The sequence below is a fragment of the Burkholderiales bacterium genome (genome assembly GCA_036262035.1).
GTDB lineage: Bacteria > Pseudomonadota > Gammaproteobacteria > Burkholderiales > SG8-41 > JAQGMV01.
Map to the genome: position 1 here is coordinate 35,384 of DATAJS010000003.1, position 18,586 is coordinate 53,969.

Below are 18,586 nucleotides of genomic sequence, written 5' to 3' on the forward strand. Positions count from 1 at the left end.
TCAGGTCCACATTTCCGATCGGAAATGTGGACCTGACCCCAATAAATGAGAGCCTCAATGCGGCCGTTTCGCGTCCTGCTCGCAGCACTGCTGTTCGCCTACTCGGGATTCGCCCTCGCCGATGCCCGGCCGGTCACCGACGAGATGCTGGTCCCGCTCACGTCGGCCTTCGAGCACGCGGTCAAGCCCGGCGAGCAGGCCGACCTCCATCGCGACCTCTTCGGCACCGTGCTCCGGCGCATCCAGCGCAGCTACGCGCGCGAGGTCGATGTCCCCGAGCTGATCACCGTGGCGGTGAAGACGATGGAGGCGCTCGAGGCGCATACGGGCGAGCCGGCGGAAGTCTTCAGGAAGGCGATGAACGCCGCGCTCGCGACGCTCGATCCGCATTCGCGCTATCTCGACGTCCGCGCACAGAACAACGAGCGCAGCTCGATCAGCGGCAGCTTCGGCGGGCTCGGCATCCAGGTCGAGATGGCCGACGGGCTCGTGCGCATCGTCGAGCCCACGCCGGGGTCGCCGGCGGCGCGCGCGGGACTCCAGCGCGGCGATCTCATCGTGCGCTTCGACGACACCCCCGTCCTCGGGCTCGCGCTCGCCGACGCGGTCTCGCGCATGCGCGGCCAGCCGGGGACACCCATCGTGCTGACGATCCGCCGCACCGGCGCGAGCGAGGAGTTCGCCGTGTCCGTCGTGCGGGACATCATCCGCAGCGAGCCGCTGCGCTGGAGCCTGGAAGACGACGTGCTGGTGATCAGGCTGAGGAGCTTCACGTCGATCGTCGCGAGCTCGCTCCAGAAAGCGATCGCCGAAGCGACGTCGAAGAGCCCGGTGCGCGCGGTGGTGCTCGACCTGCGCGGCAACGGCGGCGGGCTGCTGCGCCAGGCGATCACGACGGCCGACACTTTCCTGACCGCGGGCAACATCGTGTCGCTGCGTGGCCGCACGCCCGGAAACCAGAGAACGTGGGCGGCGGATGCGGCGGAACAGCTCGCGGGCCTGCCGATGGTGGTGCTGATCGACGGGCGCTCGGCGTCCGCGTCGGAGCTCGTTGCGGCGGCGCTCCAGGAGAACGGCCGCGCGGTCGTGATGGGGCAGCGCAGCTTCGGCAAAGGCAGCGTGCAGACCACGATGACGCTCGGACCGGATCGAGGCGCGCTGAAGCTGACGACCGCGGTCTATCATGGCCCGTCGGGGCGCACGGTGCAGCGCACCGGCGTCGGTCCCGACATCGAGCTCGTCGCTGCGGCCGATCCCGCCGCGAAACCGGCGCGCCGCGAGTCCGACCGCGCGCATGCGCTTCCCGGCGCGGATGAGCCCCTGCCGCCCAAAGCGCGCGTCGAGCAGTCGCGCTGCGTCGCGCCGCGCAAGGAGGTCGACGCGGGTCTCGCGTGTGCGCTCGCTTATCTCAGGTCTGGAAAGATCGAGACGTTCACCGCGGCGCTCGAGCCCGTGCCGTCGGCCGAATAGAAATCAGCGCCTCACGCCATTTCCCACGCCTGTAACGGTCGCGACATGTCGCGCACCCAGCGTGTGCCGCACTGCCTGCAGGTGAAGTATTCGATGCCGGGGCTGACCCGCGGCAGCACTTCCTCGAGCGTTGCGTGAGGCGGCGTGCGCGTGAGCTTGCACAGCAGTTTGACGCATTCGATGCAGCACTCCCGCACGCGATTCTCCTCGTCTCTTCGGAGATCATACACGCTCAGTTCCTGAAGTTCTGAGTGACCATCAGCCCGTATCGCCCGCCGTCGACGATCCCGATGCCGACGCGTCCGAAGGCCGGCCGCAGGATGTTCGCGCGGTGGCCGGGCGAATCCATCAGTCCCTGGTGCGCCATCGGCAGCGTGCGCGCGAGCGCGAGGTTCTCGCCCGCCGCGCGGAACGTAAGGCCCCGCCGTCGCATGCGCTCGAACGGGTCCTCGCCCTGGGGCGTGATGTGAGAGAAGTAACCGCGCGCGAACATGTCGCGCGAGTGCGCGCGCGCCACTTGCGTGGCTTCGGCGTCGGCCTGCAATGGTTTCAATCCCTGTTTCTGCCGTTCCGCGTTCAGCAGCGCCAGCATGCCCGCTTCGAGATCGGGCCGCGGCTTCGGCGCTTGCACCGTATAGGGCAGTCGCACCAGTTCCTGCGTGCCGGGCGTGACCGTGAGCCTGGCGACGGTCTTGTCGAGCGCCGGATCGAAGATCGGATGCAGCTTCGCTTCGAGCCATTCCGCGGGACGTGCGAAGCGGTTCGTGAGCACGCTGTCGGCGACGACGCGCGTCACGCTGTCCGCCAGCGGCAGGGACAGCAGCAGCGCCGAGACCACGATGGCGCCGAGGAGCCCGTTCACGATGCCGGGGACGACGCCGAGCACACGGTTGACGCCGTGTGCGTGCGTCGCGTTGGGGAACGCCTTGACGAAGCGCGAGACCAGCAACTCGAGCAGGATGTGTGCGAGCGCGTACGCGGAAACGAACGCGACGGGCGCGGTCCACACGCTCGCCTGAAGGCGGAAGCGGCCGGCAAGCGATACGAGATAGGGATAGGCGACGAACGCGAAGACGACGCTCAGCGCGAGCGCGACCAGGTCGGCGCCGCTCACGAGCAGCCCGCGGCGCCAGCCGCCGTAGGCGCCGCCGAGGATCACCAGCGCGAGGCCGACGTCGGCGAGGTTGACGTTCATGACGGCAGTGAGGCAAAGCGAATGCCGTGTGACCGATGCGCTGCGTTACGTCGCTGTCGCGACTAATCCTGCTGTGTCATTGCGAGGAGCCGCGCGCGGCGACGAAGCAATCCCGAGGCGCTCGGGACGGCTCGTGCGCCACGAGATCGCCACGGCTCGCTGTGCGAGCCTCGCGATGACACAGAACGACTAACGCACCGCTCAATCCAGCTTGTAATCCATCGCCTTGATGACCGGCATCAGCCGCTTGCGCTCCTGGTCGAGCAGCTTCTGCGACTCGGCCGGGCTCGCTTCCATCACCGGTTCCGACCCCGAGTCGGTCAGCGCTTTCTGGAAAGCCGCATCGGCCATCGCCTTGCGCGAAGCCTGCGACACGCGCTCGACGGCGGCCGCCGGCGTGCCCGCGGGCGCGAAGATGCCGCTGAACAGCTGCGCGATGTAGTCGGGGATCGTCTCGCGGCCGAGCGGGATGTCCGGCGCCGCTTTCAGGCGGCGCGGCGCGTTGATCGCGAGGATGCGCACCTTGCCCGCACGATGCAGCGCGAGGAAATGCGCGTTGACGTGCGGCGTCATCACCGGGATGTAGCCGCCGAGCAGATCGGTCGTCGCCAGCCCCACGCCCTTGTAAGGCACGTGCAGGAGGTTGATGCCCGCGCGCTGCTTGAGCATCTCACCCGCGAGATGCGTCATCGTGCCGGCGCCGGCCGATCCGTACGAGAGCTTGCCGGGATTCGCTTTCGCGTACGCGACGAGCTCTTTCAGGTTCTTCACCGGCAGCGACGGATGCACGACGATCGAAGTCGCCGACAGCGCGATGATGTCGATCGGCACGAAGTCCTTCACCGGGTCGTACGGCGGATGGCGCATCGCGGCGGGGTTGAGCACCTGCGTGCTCGTGTTGCCCATGAGGATGGTGTAGCCGTCGGGTTTCGCTCGCGCGACTTCACCCGCCGCGATCGTGCCGCCCGCGCCGCCGCGGTTCTCGACGACGATCGTGCCGAGGTGGGGCCCCACCTTCTCCGCCCACTGCCGGCCGATCGTGTCCATGATGCCGCCCGGCGGAAACGGGATGACCATCCGGATCGGGCGCGAGGGGTACTTGTCCTGTGCGAAGGAGAAGCTGCTGACCGCGATCGTCGCGGCTGCGAGGAGTATTCGTGTATGCATATTATTTGAGCGAAAGTGGCAGGCCTTCGGGCATCGGCGTGCGGTCGACGTTGAGGCACATCGAGACGAGGGAGTAGAAACCGTTGACGGCGATGAGATCGAACACGCCGCGCTCGCCGAAGCGATCGACGGCGCACTGGTAAGTGTCGTCGCTGACGCCGTGCTGCGCATGAAGCTCGGTCGAGAAGTCGTAGACGATCGCCTCAGAGGCGTCCATCCTCGAAGGCCGCTTGCCATCGGCGAGGTCCTGCGCGAGGGCGGGGTCGAGCCCCGCGTCGAGCGCGAGCTTGCAGTGCGCGTGCCATTCGTACTGCGAGGTCCAGAAGCGCGCGGTGACGAGGATCGCCATCTCATTCAGCTTCGAAGGCAGCGAGCTCCTGAAGCGGATCTCCTCGCCGAGCGCCTGCACGCGGTTGCCGATGCCGGGGCTTCGCAGCCACACGTTGAACGGGCCGCCGAGCGGTCCGGGTTTCGACGCGCCGGAGTTCGGGAGCTTGCTGCGCGGGCCCGAGCGGATCTCGTCGTACATCGCGCGCTGGTCCGCCGTGAGGTTCTCGGGCGGGAGCAGGGCGAAGCGGCGCGGGCCTTTGGTGCGTGTGGTGTCTTTATCGTTCGTCATCGTGTCACCGTTGAAGTCAGCCGCGCAATCTTACGGTACTTGCAGCGGGTCTGACCGGGGCGCTACGTAACCGACGACGCTGCACCGTACTCCGGACTTCTTCAGGTGTCCCTTCCTGCGCTGTGCGGATCGCCGATATAGATCGCCGCAGCGCGGCCACTTCCTCGCGATCGACGGTCCTGAAGCCGTGACGCAGTGCGAGATCGTTGGCAGGTCGCGACGAAGAACGCAAAGGAACCGGCGGGCGTGCCGTCGAAATCGAAGATCGCGAACTTGTAGTCCATCGGCCGAATCGGTTAGCGTCAGGGGCGCAGGGTAGCCAACGGCATCGGAGATGAACGAAGACGCGATCGGCATCGACATACACGCTCATGGCGTGCCCCGGCAGTTCCTCGAAGACGTGAAGCGCACGCGCCTGGGCGGCGTAGACGTCGCGGACAGCGACGGCGGTTACGTCGTGACGTTCCCGGGTCGCAAGCCGCTGCGGCCGGCGGCGGGCATCATGCTCGACTTCAGCAAGCGGCTCGACTGGCTCGACACGCAGGGCATGCAGCAGCAGCTCATCGGGCCGTGGCTCGACGTCCACGGGCAGGAGCTGCCCGCGAAGGACGGCGAGCTCTGGGTTCGCCGGCTCAACGACGCGATGGCCGAGACCGTCGCCGACTCCGGCCGGCGGCTGCTCGCCCACGCGACGCTGCACCTCGCCGATCCGCAGATCGCCGCGCGCGAGCTCGAGCGCTGCGTGAAGTCGCTCGGCATGACCGGCTGCATGATTCCCACCGATCTTCCCGCGGGCGCGCTGCACGAGAACCGCTGCGACGCGCTGTGGGAAGCGGCGCAATCGCTCGACGTGCCGGTCGTGCTGCATCCGCTGATGGACGGCCCGGCGGCGTGCATGTTCGGGCAGCTGCCGCGATTCAAGAACCTCTACGGGCGCACCATCGACACCACGATCGTGGCGACGCAGCTCATACTGGCGGGCGTCTTCGATCGGTATCCGAAGCTGAAGCTCGTGCTCGTGCACGGCGGCGGCTTCCTGCCTTACCAGAGCGACCGCCTCGACCGCGAGTTCGGCAAGGACGGCATGCTGCCGTCGGATTACGTGAAGCGCTTCTATTACGACACCGTGTTCATGTCGGCGCCCGCGCTGCGGCTGCTGTTCGATCTCGTCGGGACGGGACAGGTGATGATCGGCTCGGATTACGCCGCCGGCCCGGTGGAGCGCTCCAAGGGCAAGCTTACCGACGCGCTCGATGCGACGGGCATCGCCGCCGCCGATCGCCGCAAGATCGTGCGTGACACCGCGGAGGGAATGTTCAGATGCTGCGCCTGACGCGAAGGGTCAGACCCCGGCTTTTGCGGGGTCTGACCCTGGTTTTGATCTGCTGGGCGTCACTCGCCCACGCCTGGCCCGAGCGCCCGGTGCGCGTCATCGTCCCGCTCGCGCCCGGCGGCGGCACCGACATCGTCGCGCGGCTCTTCACCTCGCGCTTCTCGGCCGAGCTCGGCCAGCAGTTCATCGTCGACAACCGCGCGGGGGCGGGCGGTACGGTCGGCGCCGAGATCGCGGCGCGCGCCACGCCCGACGGCTATACGTTCGCGATCGTGCCGGCGAGCTACGCCGCCAATGCGGCGCTCTACAAGCTCCCGTACGACCCGGTGAAAGGCATCGCGCCGATCGCGATGATCATGACCGGCCCGCTCATCATCACGCTGCATCCGTCGGTGCCGGCTTCGAGCCTCAAGGACCTGATCGCGCTCATGCGAGCCAAGCCGCGGCTGCTCAACTTCGGCTCGTCGGGCAACGGCACGTTCTCGCATCTTGCGGTCGAGCTGTTCCTCCAGATGGCGAAGGCGGAGGCGGTGCACGTGCCTTACAAGAGCGCGGGCCCCGCGATCGTCGACCTGCTCGGCGGGCAGATCCAGATGTTCTTCGGCTCGGGGCCGTCGAGCATGGCGCACATCCGCGCCGGCCGACTGCGCGGCATCGCGGTGACGACCGCGAAGCGCTCGCCCGCGCTGCCGGACCTGCCGGCGATCGCGGAGGTGCTGCCGGGTTATGCCGCCGATTTCTGGTTCGGCGCGTGGGCGCCGGCGGGGACGCCCAAAGAGATCATTGCGCGGTTGAACCGGGCGATCGTGAGTACACTGAAGGCGCCCGAAGTGCTCGAGCGCCTGCATGCCGACGGCAACGATCCGGTCGGCTCGACGCCCGACGAGCTCGCGCGCGTCATCGCCCGCGACATCGCGACGTGGACGAAAGTAGTCAAAGCACGAAACATCAAGGCAGACTAAGACCTGTCATTGCGAGGAGCGGCAGCGACGAAGCAATCCCGGCGCGGCCGCAACCGGAGGAGGATGATTTGCCCACCGTCTCACTGACCGTCAACGGCAACTCCGCGACCGTGGACGTCGAAGGCCGCACGCTGCTCGTGCAGCTCCTGCGCGAGCATCTGGGCCTCACCGGCACGCACGTCGGCTGCGACACCAGCCAGTGCGGCTGCTGCACCGTGCACCTGAACGGCAAAGGGGTGAAATCGTGCGCGGTGCTCGCGGCGTCGTGCGAAGGCGCGACCGTCACCACCATCGAAGGCCTCGCCAAGGGCGAGCAACTGCACCCCATGCAGGAAGCGTTTCGCACGCACCACGCGCTGCAATGCGGCTTCTGCACGCCGGGCATGATCATGTCGGCGGTCGACATGGTCCGGCGCAAAGGCAACGACCTCGACGAGAAGACCGTGCGCCGCGAGCTCGAAGGCAATCTCTGCCGCTGCACCGGCTATCACAACATCGTGAAAGCGATACAGGCCGGCGCCGAAGCGATGAAGGGCGCGTGACATGTACGACTTCGACTATCGCCGTCCGAAGGATTTGAGCGAGGCGGGCACGCTCTCCCGGCGCGACGATTTCAAGGTGCTCGCCGGCGGCATGAGCCTGATTCCGGTGCTGAAGATGCGGCTCGCGCGCTACGCGGGCATCGTCGATCTCGGCGCGCTCGACGCGCTGAAAGGCATCCGCCGCGACGGCGATGCGATCGCGATCGGCGCGATGACGCCGCACGCCGAAGTCGCTGCGTCGGAAGAGGTCGCGCGCGCGATTCCGGGTTTGCATCAGCTCGCCAGCGGCATCGGCGACCCGCTGGTGCGCAACCGCGGCACGCTCGGCGGCTCGATCGCGAATGCCGATCCGGCAGCGGATTATCCGGCCGGTCTCGTGGGCCTCGGCGCGACGGTGGTCACCGATCGGCGCGCGATCGCCGCGGACGATTTCTTTACCGGGCTCTTCCAGACTGCGCTCGAGCCGGGCGAGATCGTCCGCGAAGTGCGCTTTCCCGTTCCGCAGGCGAGCGCCTACAGCAAGCTCAAGCAGCCCGCTTCGCGGTTTGCGTTGGTGGGCGTGTTCGTCGCGCGCACGAGCACGGGCGTCCGTGTCGCGGTCACCGGCGCGGGACCGTCGGTGTTCAGGTTCGAGGCGGCCGAAGCCGCGCTGGGCAAATCATTCGATCCCGCCGCGCTCGAAGGCCTCGCCCTCGACGCCGCCGGTCTCAACACCGACATCCACGCGACCGCCGAGTATCGCGCCCACGCGGTGAAGGTGCTGACTGCGAGGACAGTCGTCAAGTGTCATTGCGAGGAACGATCGTGGCGAAGCAATCCCGAGACGCTCGATAAATGACCCACGCACCCGCAAAAGGCGCCGGCATCGGCGAAGCGGTCATCCGCAAGGAAGACCATCGGCTCGTGACCGGCGCCGGCACGTTCAGCGACGACGTCAATCTTCCGGGCCAGGCGTATGCCTTCATGCTGCGCTCGCCGCACGCGAGCGCACGCATACGCGGGATCGACACGTCGGCGGCACTGAAATCGCCCGGCGTCGTCGCGATCCTCACCGCCAAGGACCTGAAGGCCGACGGCGTGAAGGAGATCCCGCACCGCCCGTTCTCGCCGCATCCGGCGGACATCATGCTCTACAACAGCGACGGCACCGACATGTTCATGGCGCCGCACTATCCGCTGGTGGTGGAGAAGGTGAGGCACGTCGGCGAAGCGGTGGCGATGGTGATCGCGGAGAGCGTTGCGGCGGCCAAGGACGCTGCGGAGCTGATCGAAGTCGATTACGACGTGCTCGATGCGGTTGCCAATACTGCTCAGGCCGCGGAGATGGATGCGCCGAAGGTGTTCGACGAAGCGCGCTCCAACGTCTGCCTCGACGCGCTGACCGGCGACGGTGAAGCGACCGCAGCGGCGTTCAGGCGCGCGAAGCACGTCGTGAAGTTCGAGACCTGGGTGCCGCGCATCACCGGCGTGCCGCTCGAGCCGCGCGCGGCGGTCGGGGAATACGACTCCGAGAACGAGCTTTACACGCTGCACGCCGGCACCAGCGGCGCGTGGCGGACCAAGATGGACATCGCGATCATGCTCGGCGTGCCGGAGAACGAGGTGCGCGTGATCACCAACGACGTCGGAGGCCATTTCGGCACGCGCGGCATGCTCTACGGCGAGTTCACGCTCGTGGTGTGGGCGGCGAAGCGCATCGGGCGCCCGGTGAAGTGGACGTGCGAGCGCGCAGAAGCGTTCGCGACCGATTACCAGGCGCGCGACCTCGTGGTCGAGGCCGAGCTTGCGCTCGACGCCGAAGGCACGTTCCTCGCGATGCGCGGCTCGAACATCAGCAACGCCGGCGGGCATACGACGAACTTCTCGCCGCTGCGCAAAGGGGTCGAGATCTCGTCGAGCATCTATCGGGTGCCGGCGGCGCATTTCCGCGCGCGCGGCGTGGTCAGCAACACCTCGCCCACGCGGCCGTATCGCAGCTCGGGGCGTCCCGAGGTGCTGTACGTCATGGAGCGACTCATCGATCTCGCCGCGCGCGAGAAAGGTTTCGACCGCATCGAGCTGCGCCGGCGCAACCTCGTGTCCGAATCGGAGATGCCCTATACGAACCCGTTCGGCATGGTGTACGACAGCGGCTCGTATCACGCGGTGATGGAGAAAGCGCTGCAGCTCGGCGACTGGACCGGTTTCCCGGCGCGCAAGGCCGAAGCGAAGCAGCGCGGCAAGTGCCGCGGCATCGGCGTCGCGAACTACGTCGACACGTCGAGCGGCGTGCCGCGCGAGCGCGCGGAAGTGACGGTCAAGCCCGACGGCAGCGTCGACGTCATCATCGGCACGGTGTCGACGGGGCAGGGCCACGAGACCAGCTTCGCTCAGCTCGTCACCGAATGGCTCGGCGTGCCCTTCGAGAAGGTGAACATCCTCACCGGCGACACCGCGTTCGTGAAGTTCGGCGGCGGCACGCACTCGGGGCGCGGGCTACGCACCGCGAGCGTGGTGATCTACAACGCGTCGCAGGACATCATCGAGAAGGGCAAGCGCATCGCGGCGCTGTTACTGGAGTGCGAGGCCAGCGCGGTCGAATTCGCCGCGGGAGAGTTCACCCGGCCGGGCGGGCGCAAGGTGACGTTGCGCGATGTCGCGCGCGCGGCGGTGGAGTTGCCCGATGTTCCCGAAGAGCTCCGAGGCCCGCTCGAGGCCGTCTGCGACCAGGAAGTCGAAGCGCAGTTTCCCTATGGATGTCAGGTCGTGGAAGTGGAGATCGATCCCGATCTCGGCACGCTGGAGATCGTGAAATACACCGCGGTCGACGACGTCGGGCGCGCGGTCAACCCCGGCATCATCCACGGCCAGGTCCACGGCGGCATCGCGCAGGGCGTGGGGCAGGCGCTGATGGAGCACTGTCATTACGATCCCGAGACGGGACAGTTGCTCTCGGGCTCGTTCATGGATTACGCCATGCCGCGCGCGGACGACTTCCCGTTCTTCAATACCGAGTACGTCGAGATTCCTTCGACGCATCCATTGGGTTTGCGTCCCGCAGGCGAGGGCGGCACCGCGCCTGCACTGGGCGTCATGATCAACGCGATCTGCGATGCGCTCTCCGAGTTCGGCGTGCGGCACGTCGAGATGCCGGCGACGCCGGAGCGGATCTGGAGGGCGATCCGTGACGCGCAATCATTGCGTTAGCGGGCGAGAGATGTCCGGACGATCGACCTTCCCGAGGCTATGCGTCGTGTTGTCCGCAGCTTTCATCGCCGCCGTCGCGTCGGCTGCGCAGCCCGACATGCGCACGGCGGCCGCCTATCCGACGCGGCCGATCCGCCTCATCGTGCCGTTCGGCGCCGGCGGCGGACCCGATCTCACCACGCGTGTGCTCGCCACCGCCCTGAGCGCTCAGCTCGGCCAGGCCTTCGTGATCGACAACCGGGCCGGAGCCGCGGGGACGATAGGCACCGAGCTCATCGTGCGCGCCGCGCCCGACGGCTACACGCTCGGCCTCGGCAGCGTGTCGTCTCTCGCGATCAATCCCGCGATGCTCGACAAGCTGCCCTATGACCCGATCGCGGATACGCAGAAAGTGGTGGTGACGTATTACGCGCCGAACCTGCTCGCCGTGACGCCGGCTTTGCCGGCGAAATCGGTGAAGGACCTCGTCGACCTGGCGAAAGCGAGTCCGGGCAAACTGTCCTTCGGCTCGAACGGCAGTGGCACGAGCGGACATCTCTCCGGCGAGCTGTTCAAGTACATGACGGGGACGCAGATGATGCACGTGCCGTACAAGGCGTCGCAGCAGGTGATCACCGATCTCGCGGCCGACCGGATCCAGGTCACGTTCAACAACATCGGCGCGCTGCTGCCGCACGTGAAAAGCGGCCGCCTGCGGGGGCTCGGCGTGACGGGCCTCAAGCGCTCGCCGGCCGTGCCCGATCTGCCCGCGGTCGCCGAGACGATCCCGCGCTTCGAGGCGACGGTGTGGTCCGGCGTGATCACCCCGCGCGGCGTCAACCGCGCGATCGTCGACAGGCTTCAGCTGGAGATCAACAAGGCGCTCGCCACGCCCGCGGTGGCCGAGAAATACATGAGCATGGGTTACGAGCCCGGCGGCGGTACTCCCCCGGAATTCGAGGCTTTCGCAAAAAGCGAGGCCGCGAAGTGGGGCGGGGTGGTGAGGCGGTCGGGTGCGAAAGCGGACTGACCGTGGTGTGCCGCTAGGTCAACGCGCGATGGATCCACGCCGCGTACCCCAGCGTGCGCCGGTCCTCGCGTATGGGGCCGATCACCTGTAGTCCCATCGGCAGGCCGGTGTCGCCGCGGAAAATCGGAAGATTGAGCGTCGGGGTGTGGAACGTCGTCCAGATGCGGATGTAGCTCGAATCGCCCAGGTTGTGGACGCCGACCGGCGGCTCTCCGACGCTGCTGGGTGTGATGAGCACGTCGTAGCGCGTAAACATCTCGTCGAGCAGCGCGCGGCATTTCAGAACGATGTCCTGCGCGTGCCGGTACTGCTCGTACGTGCACGCGACCGCGCCCTCCAGCCGAGCCTGCATCGACGAGCTCAGCTTGTCGAAGTGATGTATGCGCTCGTAGGTCAGGCTGCGAAACGCTTCGTAATCGTTGATCCGGCGCTGCGCGACCAGCGAATCGGCGAACGCTTCCGGCAGCGTGATCGAATCGACTTTCGCGCCCGCGCCCAATAGGCCCGTGGCCGCTGTTTCCATTGCTTTGACCATCGCAGGCTCGAGCGTCGGCCATGCCGGCATGCCGCAGATCGCGATGCTCGGCGCCGCGATAACGGCCGGGAGGGCGGCGTCGCACCCGGTGAGCACCGATAACAGCAGGCCCATGTCGGCCACGGTGCGCCCGAGCAGTCCCACGGTGTCCTGCGATTCGGCGAGCGCCTTCATGCCGGCGCGATTGACCAGGTTGTACGTGGGCTTGAAGCCGACGACGCCGCAGAACGCCGCCGGACGGATGGTGGAGCCGCCGGTCTGCGTACCGAGCGCCACCGGCACCATGAAGTCCGCGACGGCCGCGCCGGAGCCGCTCGACGAGCCCGCCGGAGAGTGTGCGAGATTGTGCGGGTTGCGCGTGCGCGCGTAATGAAACGCCGCGAGCTCGACCGTCACGGTCTTGCCGACGATGACCGCGCCGGCTTCACGCAGCAGCGCGACGCATGCTGCGTCGGCGCGGGGCCGATGGCCGTCGTAGATCGGCGAGCCGTAGCCCGTGGGCATGTCGTGCGTGTCGATGATGTCTTTGACGCCGATCGGCACGCCGTGTAGCGGTCCGCGCGGCGGCTCGCGGTCGCGCTCGCGCGCCTGAGCGAGCACGCAGTCGGGGTCGACGTATTCCCAGGCCTGGACATCGGCGTCGCGTTCGGCGATGCGCGCGAGGCAGGCTTCGGCGAACTCGACTGCGGTGTGCGTGCCTTGCGCGATCGCTTCCGCCATGTGGATCACGCTGTAATGGTTCAATCGTGTACGCACCGCGTCTGCTCCTTTCCGATAGCATAAGCGAATCGAGGAAAGGAGATCCGATGCCTTGCTGCCGCGTGTTCCTGCTTCCGATGATCCTGGTACTTGCCATACCTGCGCTCGCTCAGGAGTATCCGGGCAAACCGGTGCGCATCGTCGATGCGTTCGCACCGGGCGGCGCGAGTGACGTGCTTGCGCGCATCGTCGGGCAGAAGCTCACCGAACGCCTCGGGCAGCCGTTCCTCGTGGACAACCGCGCCGGCGGCGGCGGTCACATCGGCGCCGACTATGTCGCGAAGGCGGCGCCGAACGGCTACACGCTGCTCGTCGCGGGCGTGCCGCACGCCATCGGCATGACGCTTTACAAGAAGCTGCCGTACGACATGGCGAAAGACCTCGCGCCGATCACGCAGATGGCGACGTTTCCGAGCCTGATCGTCGTCCATCCGTCGCTGCCGGTCAGGAACCTGAAGGAGCTGCTGGCGCTCGCCACGGCGCGGCCCGGCGAGCTCAACTTCGGCGCGAACCCCGGCTCGCCGAACCATCTCTCGATCGAGCTCCTCAACACGATGGCCAAAGTGAAGATGGTGTTCATCGGCTACAAAGGCGCCGCGCCCTCTGTCACCGACGCGGTTGCCGGCCAGATCCAGCTCGTCTCGGCCGGCATTCCCTCGGTGCTGGGGCACGTTCAGGGCGGACGGCTGCGGCCGATCGCGGTGACGAGCACGAGTCGCTCCCCGCTGCTTCCCGACGTGCCGACGGTGAGCGAGTCGGGGGTGCCGGGATACGACGTGACCTCGTGGTACGGCATCTTCGGTCCCGTCGGCTTGCCGCCGGCCGTCGTGTCGAAGCTGCACGCGGAGATCGGCACGGTCCTGAAAGCGCCGGACATCGGCGAGCGGCTGGCCGCACTCGGCGCGCAGGCGGCGCCGACGACGCCGGAGGAGCTCGGGCGCATCGTGCGCGATGAGATCAAACGCTGGGCGGAGGTCGTGCGCGTGTCCGGCGCGACGGTCAATTGACATGAAGACCACGTCCGCGCTCGCTGCAATCGTGTTGGCTGTGGCGGCTGTCGCGCCCGACTGTCCGGCGCAAACGGCCGCGACGTACCCCGCTAAATCCATCCGCGTGATCGACGCTTATCCGCCCGGCGGCTCGACGGATGTCGTCGCTCGCCTGATCGCGGTCAGGTTCCAGGAGAGCACGGGCCGTTCGTGGATCGTCGACAACCGGCCGGGCGCGCAGGGCATCATCGGCACTGAAGCCGCGTCGAAAGCCCCGCCGGACGGCTATACGCTGCTGATGTTCACCGGCAGTCATGCCGTGCACCCCAGCATCTACCGCAACCTGCCGTACGACTTTCTTCAGGCATTCGCCCCGATCACGCAGACGACAGCGACGACGAACGTGCTCGTCGTCCACCCTTCGGTGCCGGTGAAGACGGTGAAGGAAGTCATCGCGCTCGCACGATCCAGGCCGGGGCAGCTCAACTACAGCTCGGCGGGCATCGGCTCGACCACTCACATGGCGATGGAGCTCTTCAAGAGCATGGCGCACGTGGATCTGACGCACATCCCTTACAAGGGCGCCGCGCCGGCGGTCATGGACGGCGTTGCGGGCCATGTCGCGATGCTGTTCGGACCGATGCCCGTGGTGACGCCTCACGCCAAAGCGGGACGGCTGCGCATCATCGCAGTATCGACCAAAGCCCGTTCGCGCGCGATTCCGAACGTCCCTACCGTAGCCGAGTCCGGCGTGCCGGGTTATGACGCGACGAACTCGGTCGGCATCGTCGCGCCCGCCGCGACGCCCGCAGATATCGTGGCGAAGCTGCACGCCGAGATCGTGCGCATCCTGCGCCTGCCGGACATGCAGGAGAAGCTGATCGCCATGGGCGCCGAGCCCGTCGCGAGCACGCCCCAGGAATTCACGGCGTTCATTCGCGACGAAACACGAAAGTGGGCGAACGTCGTGCGGTCGGCGAACATCGCGCCGCAGCCGTGGTGATCTCGAGACTAGAAGTCAAAATGGATCCCGGCTCGCGTGCGCTATCGCGGACGCGTCCGGGATGACGGTAAAAGGAAAGGAGGTTCAAGGAGGGAAACCCTGGTTTCCCTCCTTGGCGTTTACCGGCCCGTCGGGCGAGGCCGACGTCAGTCGGCCCTCGCCCCGGACGCCTTCACCACCTTCGCCCAACGTGCCGCCTCGGCTTTCTGGAAGGCGTCCATCTCCGACGAGCTGTTGGCGACCGGCACCCCGCCGAGCTCGACGATGCGGTTGCGCACTTCGGGCGTGCCGACGATGCGGACGATCTCGCCGTTCAGGCGCGACACGATCGGTTCGGGCGTCTTCGCGGGAAGCCACACCGCATACCACGAGCCGGTGACGAGATCTTTCACACCGGACTCGACGAAGGTCGGCACGTCCTGCATCTGCGTGGAGCGTTTGTCGGACGTGATCGCGAGCACGCGCAGGCGTCTCGCGTCGATGAACGACTTCACCGCCGACGGGCTGTTGAACATGAACTGGATCTCGCCCGTCACGACGTCGGTGATCGCCTGGCCCTGTCCCTTGTACGGAATGTGCCGCATGCGCGTGCCGGTCACCGACTTCAGGAGCTCGGCGGTGAGATGCGTGGACGAGCCGCTGCCGGACGACCCGAAGGAGAGCTCGTCGGGGCGCGACTTCGCGAGCGCCACGAACTCCTTCACGTTCTTCACCGGCAGCGACGGCGTGACGACCAGCACCAGCGGCGAGGTCGACACCACGCTGACCGGCGAGAAATCGCGGATCGCGTCGTAATTCATCTTCGAGTAGAGACTCGGCACGATCACGTGTATCGACGCGCTCACGAGGAGCGTGTGACCGTCGGGCGCGCTCTTCGCCACCTGCTCGGCGCCGATCATGCCGCTCGCGCCGGTGCGGTTGTCGACGACGAACTGCTGGCCGAAGGTCTCGCCGAGCTTCTGCCCGAGGATGCGCGCGGTGAGGTCGACGGGGCCGCCGGGCGCGAAGGGCGCCACGATGCGTACGGGTTTGGAGGGATAGTTCTGTGCCGCCGCGGTGCTCGCGGCCAAAGCCAGTGCGATCGACATCAACGTGCGTTTCATTGCCGCTCCGAATCGTTGTCGTTCCCCCGAAGCATTATAGGGTGCCTCGCCGCTATACTCGGGAGACGACATTCAGGGGGATGACGATGGGAACGAAAGGTTATGGCGGCAAGACCGTGTATGGCGCTCGCGTGGGGATCCTCATGCTCGACACCAAGTGGCCGCGTCCTCCGGGCGATACGGGGAACGCATACACGTGGCCGTTCCCGGTGCTCTACAAGGTCATTCCCGGCGCGACCGCACGCGTGGTCGTGCACGAGAAAGGCAAAGGCCTCGGTCCGGCGTTTCTCAAGGCGGCCGAAGAGCTGGTGAAGGAAGGCGCCGACGGCATCACCACGACCGGCGGCTTTCTCGCGATCTTCCAGAAGGACCTCGCCGCGCACGTCAACGTGCCGGTCGCAAGCTCCTCGCTCATGCAGATCCCGCTCGCGCAGGCGCTGCTGCCGCCGGGCAAGCGCGTCGGCGTGCTCTCGGTGCACGGCGCCCGCGTCACCGACGAGCACTGGGACGCGGTCGGCGCCCCGCGCGATACGCCGATCATGGGCACCGAGCACGGCACCGAGTTCACGCGCGTGATGCTCGGCGACGAGATGGAGCTCGACTACGATCTCGCGCGCGAGGAGATCGTCGAGGCGGGCGAAGAGCTCCTGCGGCGCCATCCCGACGTCGGCGCGATCGTGTGCGAGAACCACAACATGGCGCCCTATGCGAAAGCGCTCAACGCGCGGCTTCGCATCCCGATCTTCACCGTCTATACGTTCGTCACGTGGTTCCATTCGGGGCTCGCGCCGCGCGACTTCGGCTATCCGGCCGCCGAGACCGGAGACGTCTGGCGCGAGCGTTGATGAACCTGGGGTTGGCGAACAAGGTCGCCGCCGTCACCGGCGGCACCGAAGGCATCGGCCGCGCGACGGTGCTGAAGCTCGTCGAGGAAGGCGCGAAGGTGGCGTTCTGCGCGCGGCGCGCCGAGCCGCTCGACCGCTTTGCCGCCGAGCTGCGCGATCGCGGCGGCGACGTGTTCGGGGTTCCCGCCGACGCTTCGCTGCCCGGCGAGATGGAGCGTTTCATCGCGTCGACCGTGGAACGCTACGGACGCATCGACATCCTGATCAACAACGCCGGCAGCACCGCGCAGGGGCCGTTCGATCAGGCCGATGACGAGATCTGGCGCTACGACCTCTCGGTGAAGCTGCTCGCGCAGGTGCGCGCCGCGCGCGCGGCGGTGCCTCACATGCGCGCGCAGGGGTCCGGTCGCATCATCAACGTCGCGATGTCGGGCGCGAAGCAGCCGCCCGCGGCATCGTTTCCGACGAGCGTGAGCCGCGCCGCGGGGCTCGCGTTCACCAAGGCGTTGTCGAAGGAGGTCGCGGGCGACGGCATCCTGGTCAACGCGGTCGCGCTCGGCTGGATCAAGTCGCGGCTGCAATCGATACGCGCGGAGCGCGCGGGGTTAACGCTCGACGAGCACTACAGCAACCTCGCGTCGAAAGTGCCGCTCGGCCGCCTCGGCGAGCCCGACGAAGCGGCGAGCGTCATCGTCTTTCTCGCGTCCGACCTTGCGAGCTACGTCACCGGAAGCTGCATCAACGTCGACGGCGGGCACTCGGGGGTGTTGTAGCGCCGTTCGTCGTTCCCGAACCGCGGTAGCGGGGCTATCGGGAATCCATTTTGTCGCAGCCGCCGGGCGGCATCGGCTGGTTTCGATAGTGCCGGTACTGCGTGCCATTCCAGCGCCACACACCAAAACAGAAACCGGGACCACCGAACATCAGATCGGGAAAGCCTTTCGTCCGGCTCTTCAGTACGGTGTAGTCGGCAGCCGGGAAACCGAGATTGCGGCGATATCGGCCTCCTTGGCGGCGGCGCGGTGACAGCAATCGCAATGGTGAATAGAGCGGTGAGGACTACACGCATTGCCGGCGGTCGCTCCAGACCGTTTTCGCTAAAGTCAAAATGGGTCCCGGATCGCGCGCGCTGGCGCGGACGCGTCCGGGACGACGGGCTTATCGCAAGACGGCGACTATCGTGCTTTGCGGCCCGATGACGACCTGGAATCGAGTCTCCGTATTCGCCGCAGGCTCGTTGTTCACGTAGACCTGGCTCTTCACCGGATACACGCCCTGCGGCACGCCTTGCGGCATGGTGAACTTGAAGTTGGTCTCGAACGCCCCGCCGCCCGGAGTCTGAGCCGCGGGCTTGCGTGCTTTCGCGGTCTCCTTGCCGTCGGGCGCGTAGAGCGCGATCTCCTGCTCGACGTTGGGCTGCGGGTCGTTGGTGCCGGGCACGACTTCGATCTGCGACTTCACGTCGACGGCGGTGCCGGACTGCACGTTGGAGTTGGGGTTGACCTGTGCGTCGAAGCGCGTGACGGTGGTCGCCGGCGGCAAGGCGCCGTTGTTGGCCGCTTTATATTCGGTCTCGACCTGCTGCGACGACTTGGTCTGGCTCGTGGTGTAGTTGTAGGCCATGCACGCGAGCGCGCCGACGCCGGCGCCGATCGCTGCACCGCCGCCGCGATGGCTGCGGCCGCCGATCAGCGCGCCCAGCACGCCGCCGATGACGCCGGTGACGATCGGGTTGCAATCGCCCGAGAACATGTCGCCGGCGGTCGCGCCGATGCTGTTGCGCGGCATCGCGGTGCTGGCCAGCGCGAAAGCGACCAGCGTCACCGCGGCCGCCGTACGCGTGCGGTTCGGTTGCGTGATCATGATCCC

The 18,586-nt window shown here is 67.3% G+C and carries 19 protein-coding genes; 11 read left to right on the forward strand and 8 right to left on the reverse strand.

The genetic code is table 11. From position 1 onward, the window contains the following. Positions 1 to 57: 57 nt before the first annotated feature. Positions 58 to 1,470: a S41 family peptidase gene (locus tag VHP37_01390; protein ID HEX2824973.1), complete on the forward strand. Its 1,413-nt coding sequence runs from the start codon at positions 58 to 60 to the stop codon at positions 1,468 to 1,470. Between the two features lie 11 nt (positions 1,471 to 1,481). Here VHP37_01390 and VHP37_01395 read toward each other — a convergent pair whose 3' ends face one another. The 5 genes from VHP37_01395 to VHP37_01415 form a co-directional block, all read right to left on the reverse strand. Beyond that, positions 1,482 to 1,700 carry a hypothetical protein gene (locus tag VHP37_01395; protein ID HEX2824974.1) on the reverse strand — a complete coding sequence of 73 codons (219 nt, stop codon included), beginning with the start codon at positions 1,698 to 1,700 and terminating at the stop codon, positions 1,482 to 1,484. Between the two features lie 2 nt (positions 1,701 to 1,702). Continuing rightward, positions 1,703 to 2,665, reverse strand: a complete 963-nt coding sequence (locus VHP37_01400; GenBank protein ID HEX2824975.1) for a CvpA family protein — start codon at positions 2,663 to 2,665, stop codon at positions 1,703 to 1,705. Between the two features lie 201 nt (positions 2,666 to 2,866). Then, positions 2,867 to 3,832 (reverse strand): tripartite tricarboxylate transporter substrate binding protein, encoded by a 966-nt coding sequence (locus VHP37_01405; GenBank protein ID HEX2824976.1) that lies wholly within the window; start codon positions 3,830 to 3,832, stop codon positions 2,867 to 2,869. A gap of 1 nt (position 3,833) precedes the next feature. Then, entirely contained in the window at positions 3,834 to 4,451 is a 618-nt protein-coding gene (locus VHP37_01410; protein ID HEX2824977.1) for a carboxymuconolactone decarboxylase family protein, read from the reverse strand. A gap of 101 nt (positions 4,452 to 4,552) precedes the next feature. After that, positions 4,553 to 4,735, reverse strand: coding sequence for a hypothetical protein (locus tag VHP37_01415; protein HEX2824978.1), 183 nt, complete (start codon positions 4,733 to 4,735; stop codon positions 4,553 to 4,555). Positions 4,736 to 4,785: 50 nt separating this feature from the next. Here VHP37_01415 and VHP37_01420 point away from each other — a divergent pair, with 50 nt between their 5' ends. The 6 genes from VHP37_01420 to VHP37_01445 all read left to right on the forward strand — a co-directional run bounded on the left by VHP37_01420 (position 4,786) and on the right by VHP37_01445 (position 11,483). Then, a complete protein-coding gene (locus VHP37_01420) occupies positions 4,786 to 5,784 on the forward strand; it encodes an amidohydrolase family protein (GenBank protein ID HEX2824979.1) in 999 nt (332 codons plus the stop codon). 89 nt (positions 5,785 to 5,873) lie between these two features. Then, a complete protein-coding gene (locus tag VHP37_01425; GenBank protein ID HEX2824980.1) occupies positions 5,874 to 6,746 on the forward strand; it encodes a tripartite tricarboxylate transporter substrate binding protein in 873 nt (290 codons plus the stop codon). A gap of 68 nt (positions 6,747 to 6,814) precedes the next feature. After that, a complete protein-coding gene (locus VHP37_01430; protein HEX2824981.1) occupies positions 6,815 to 7,288 on the forward strand; it encodes a (2Fe-2S)-binding protein in 474 nt (157 codons plus the stop codon). A gap of 1 nt (position 7,289) precedes the next feature. Continuing rightward, positions 7,290 to 8,126 (forward strand): xanthine dehydrogenase family protein subunit M, encoded by an 837-nt coding sequence (locus VHP37_01435; GenBank protein HEX2824982.1) that lies wholly within the window; start codon positions 7,290 to 7,292, stop codon positions 8,124 to 8,126. Beyond that, the gene (locus VHP37_01440) at positions 8,123 to 10,474 is read left to right on the forward strand and encodes a xanthine dehydrogenase family protein molybdopterin-binding subunit (protein HEX2824983.1); all 2,352 of its coding nucleotides are present in this window, start codon (positions 8,123 to 8,125) and stop codon (positions 10,472 to 10,474) included. The genes VHP37_01435 and VHP37_01440 overlap by 4 nt, the downstream gene beginning before the upstream one ends. Positions 10,475 to 10,520: 46 nt before the next feature. After that, positions 10,521 to 11,483 carry a tripartite tricarboxylate transporter substrate binding protein gene (locus VHP37_01445; protein ID HEX2824984.1) on the forward strand — a complete coding sequence of 321 codons (963 nt, stop codon included), beginning with the start codon at positions 10,521 to 10,523 and terminating at the stop codon, positions 11,481 to 11,483. Positions 11,484 to 11,496: 13 nt separating this feature from the next. Here VHP37_01445 and VHP37_01450 read toward each other — a convergent pair whose 3' ends face one another. Next, positions 11,497 to 12,774, reverse strand: a complete 1,278-nt coding sequence (locus tag VHP37_01450; protein HEX2824985.1) for an amidase — start codon at positions 12,772 to 12,774, stop codon at positions 11,497 to 11,499. Between the two features lie 50 nt (positions 12,775 to 12,824). Here VHP37_01450 and VHP37_01455 point away from each other — a divergent pair, with 50 nt between their 5' ends. Both VHP37_01455 and VHP37_01460 read left to right on the forward strand, forming a co-directional pair. Then, positions 12,825 to 13,784 carry a tripartite tricarboxylate transporter substrate binding protein gene (locus VHP37_01455; GenBank protein HEX2824986.1) on the forward strand — a complete coding sequence of 320 codons (960 nt, stop codon included), beginning with the start codon at positions 12,825 to 12,827 and terminating at the stop codon, positions 13,782 to 13,784. A gap of 1 nt (position 13,785) precedes the next feature. Continuing rightward, positions 13,786 to 14,769: a tripartite tricarboxylate transporter substrate binding protein gene (locus tag VHP37_01460; protein HEX2824987.1), complete on the forward strand. Its 984-nt coding sequence runs from the start codon at positions 13,786 to 13,788 to the stop codon at positions 14,767 to 14,769. 146 nt (positions 14,770 to 14,915) lie between these two features. Here VHP37_01460 and VHP37_01465 read toward each other — a convergent pair whose 3' ends face one another. Then, positions 14,916 to 15,872 (reverse strand): tripartite tricarboxylate transporter substrate binding protein, encoded by a 957-nt coding sequence (locus VHP37_01465; GenBank protein HEX2824988.1) that lies wholly within the window; start codon positions 15,870 to 15,872, stop codon positions 14,916 to 14,918. 86 nt (positions 15,873 to 15,958) lie between these two features. On the opposite strand from VHP37_01465, the gene VHP37_01470 reads away from it, so the two are divergent. Continuing rightward, a complete protein-coding gene (locus tag VHP37_01470; protein HEX2824989.1) occupies positions 15,959 to 16,717 on the forward strand; it encodes an aspartate/glutamate racemase family protein in 759 nt (252 codons plus the stop codon). Then, complete coding sequence (locus VHP37_01475) at positions 16,717 to 17,490, forward strand: SDR family oxidoreductase (GenBank protein HEX2824990.1); 774 nt, start codon at positions 16,717 to 16,719, stop codon at positions 17,488 to 17,490. Before VHP37_01470 ends, VHP37_01475 begins: the two co-directional genes overlap by 1 nt. Before the next feature lie 385 nt (positions 17,491 to 17,875). On the opposite strand, the gene VHP37_01480 is transcribed toward VHP37_01475, so the two are convergent. Then, positions 17,876 to 18,580: a hypothetical protein gene (locus VHP37_01480; protein HEX2824991.1), complete on the reverse strand. Its 705-nt coding sequence runs from the start codon at positions 18,578 to 18,580 to the stop codon at positions 17,876 to 17,878. Between the last annotated feature and the right edge of the window lie 6 nt (positions 18,581 to 18,586).

What these genes read in the sequence shown, in the direction of transcription:
- VHP37_01405 (HEX2824976.1), bottom strand. Translation starts at nt 3,832, where the DNA reads ATGCATACACGAATACTCCTCGCAGCCGCGACGATCGCGGTCAGCAGC.
- VHP37_01410 (HEX2824977.1), bottom strand. Translation starts at nt 4,451, where the DNA reads ATGACGAACGATAAAGACACCACACGCACCAAAGGCCCGCGCCGCTTC.
- VHP37_01415 (HEX2824978.1), bottom strand. Translation starts at nt 4,735, where the DNA reads ATGGACTACAAGTTCGCGATCTTCGATTTCGACGGCACGCCCGCCGGT.
- VHP37_01420 (HEX2824979.1), top strand. Translation starts at nt 4,786, where the DNA reads ATGAACGAAGACGCGATCGGCATCGACATACACGCTCATGGCGTGCCC.
- VHP37_01390 (HEX2824973.1), top strand. Translation starts at nt 58, where the DNA reads ATGCGGCCGTTTCGCGTCCTGCTCGCAGCACTGCTGTTCGCCTACTCG.
- VHP37_01465 (HEX2824988.1), bottom strand. Translation starts at nt 15,872, where the DNA reads ATGAAACGCACGTTGATGTCGATCGCACTGGCTTTGGCCGCGAGCACC.
- VHP37_01400 (HEX2824975.1), bottom strand. Translation starts at nt 2,665, where the DNA reads ATGAACGTCAACCTCGCCGACGTCGGCCTCGCGCTGGTGATCCTCGGC.
- VHP37_01455 (HEX2824986.1), top strand. Translation starts at nt 12,825, where the DNA reads ATGCCTTGCTGCCGCGTGTTCCTGCTTCCGATGATCCTGGTACTTGCC.
- VHP37_01460 (HEX2824987.1), top strand. Translation starts at nt 13,786, where the DNA reads ATGAAGACCACGTCCGCGCTCGCTGCAATCGTGTTGGCTGTGGCGGCT.
- VHP37_01475 (HEX2824990.1), top strand. Translation starts at nt 16,717, where the DNA reads ATGAACCTGGGGTTGGCGAACAAGGTCGCCGCCGTCACCGGCGGCACC.
- VHP37_01470 (HEX2824989.1), top strand. Translation starts at nt 15,959, where the DNA reads ATGGGAACGAAAGGTTATGGCGGCAAGACCGTGTATGGCGCTCGCGTG.
- VHP37_01435 (HEX2824982.1), top strand. Translation starts at nt 7,290, where the DNA reads ATGTACGACTTCGACTATCGCCGTCCGAAGGATTTGAGCGAGGCGGGC.
- VHP37_01440 (HEX2824983.1), top strand. Translation starts at nt 8,123, where the DNA reads ATGACCCACGCACCCGCAAAAGGCGCCGGCATCGGCGAAGCGGTCATC.
- VHP37_01480 (HEX2824991.1), bottom strand. Translation starts at nt 18,580, where the DNA reads ATGATCACGCAACCGAACCGCACGCGTACGGCGGCCGCGGTGACGCTG.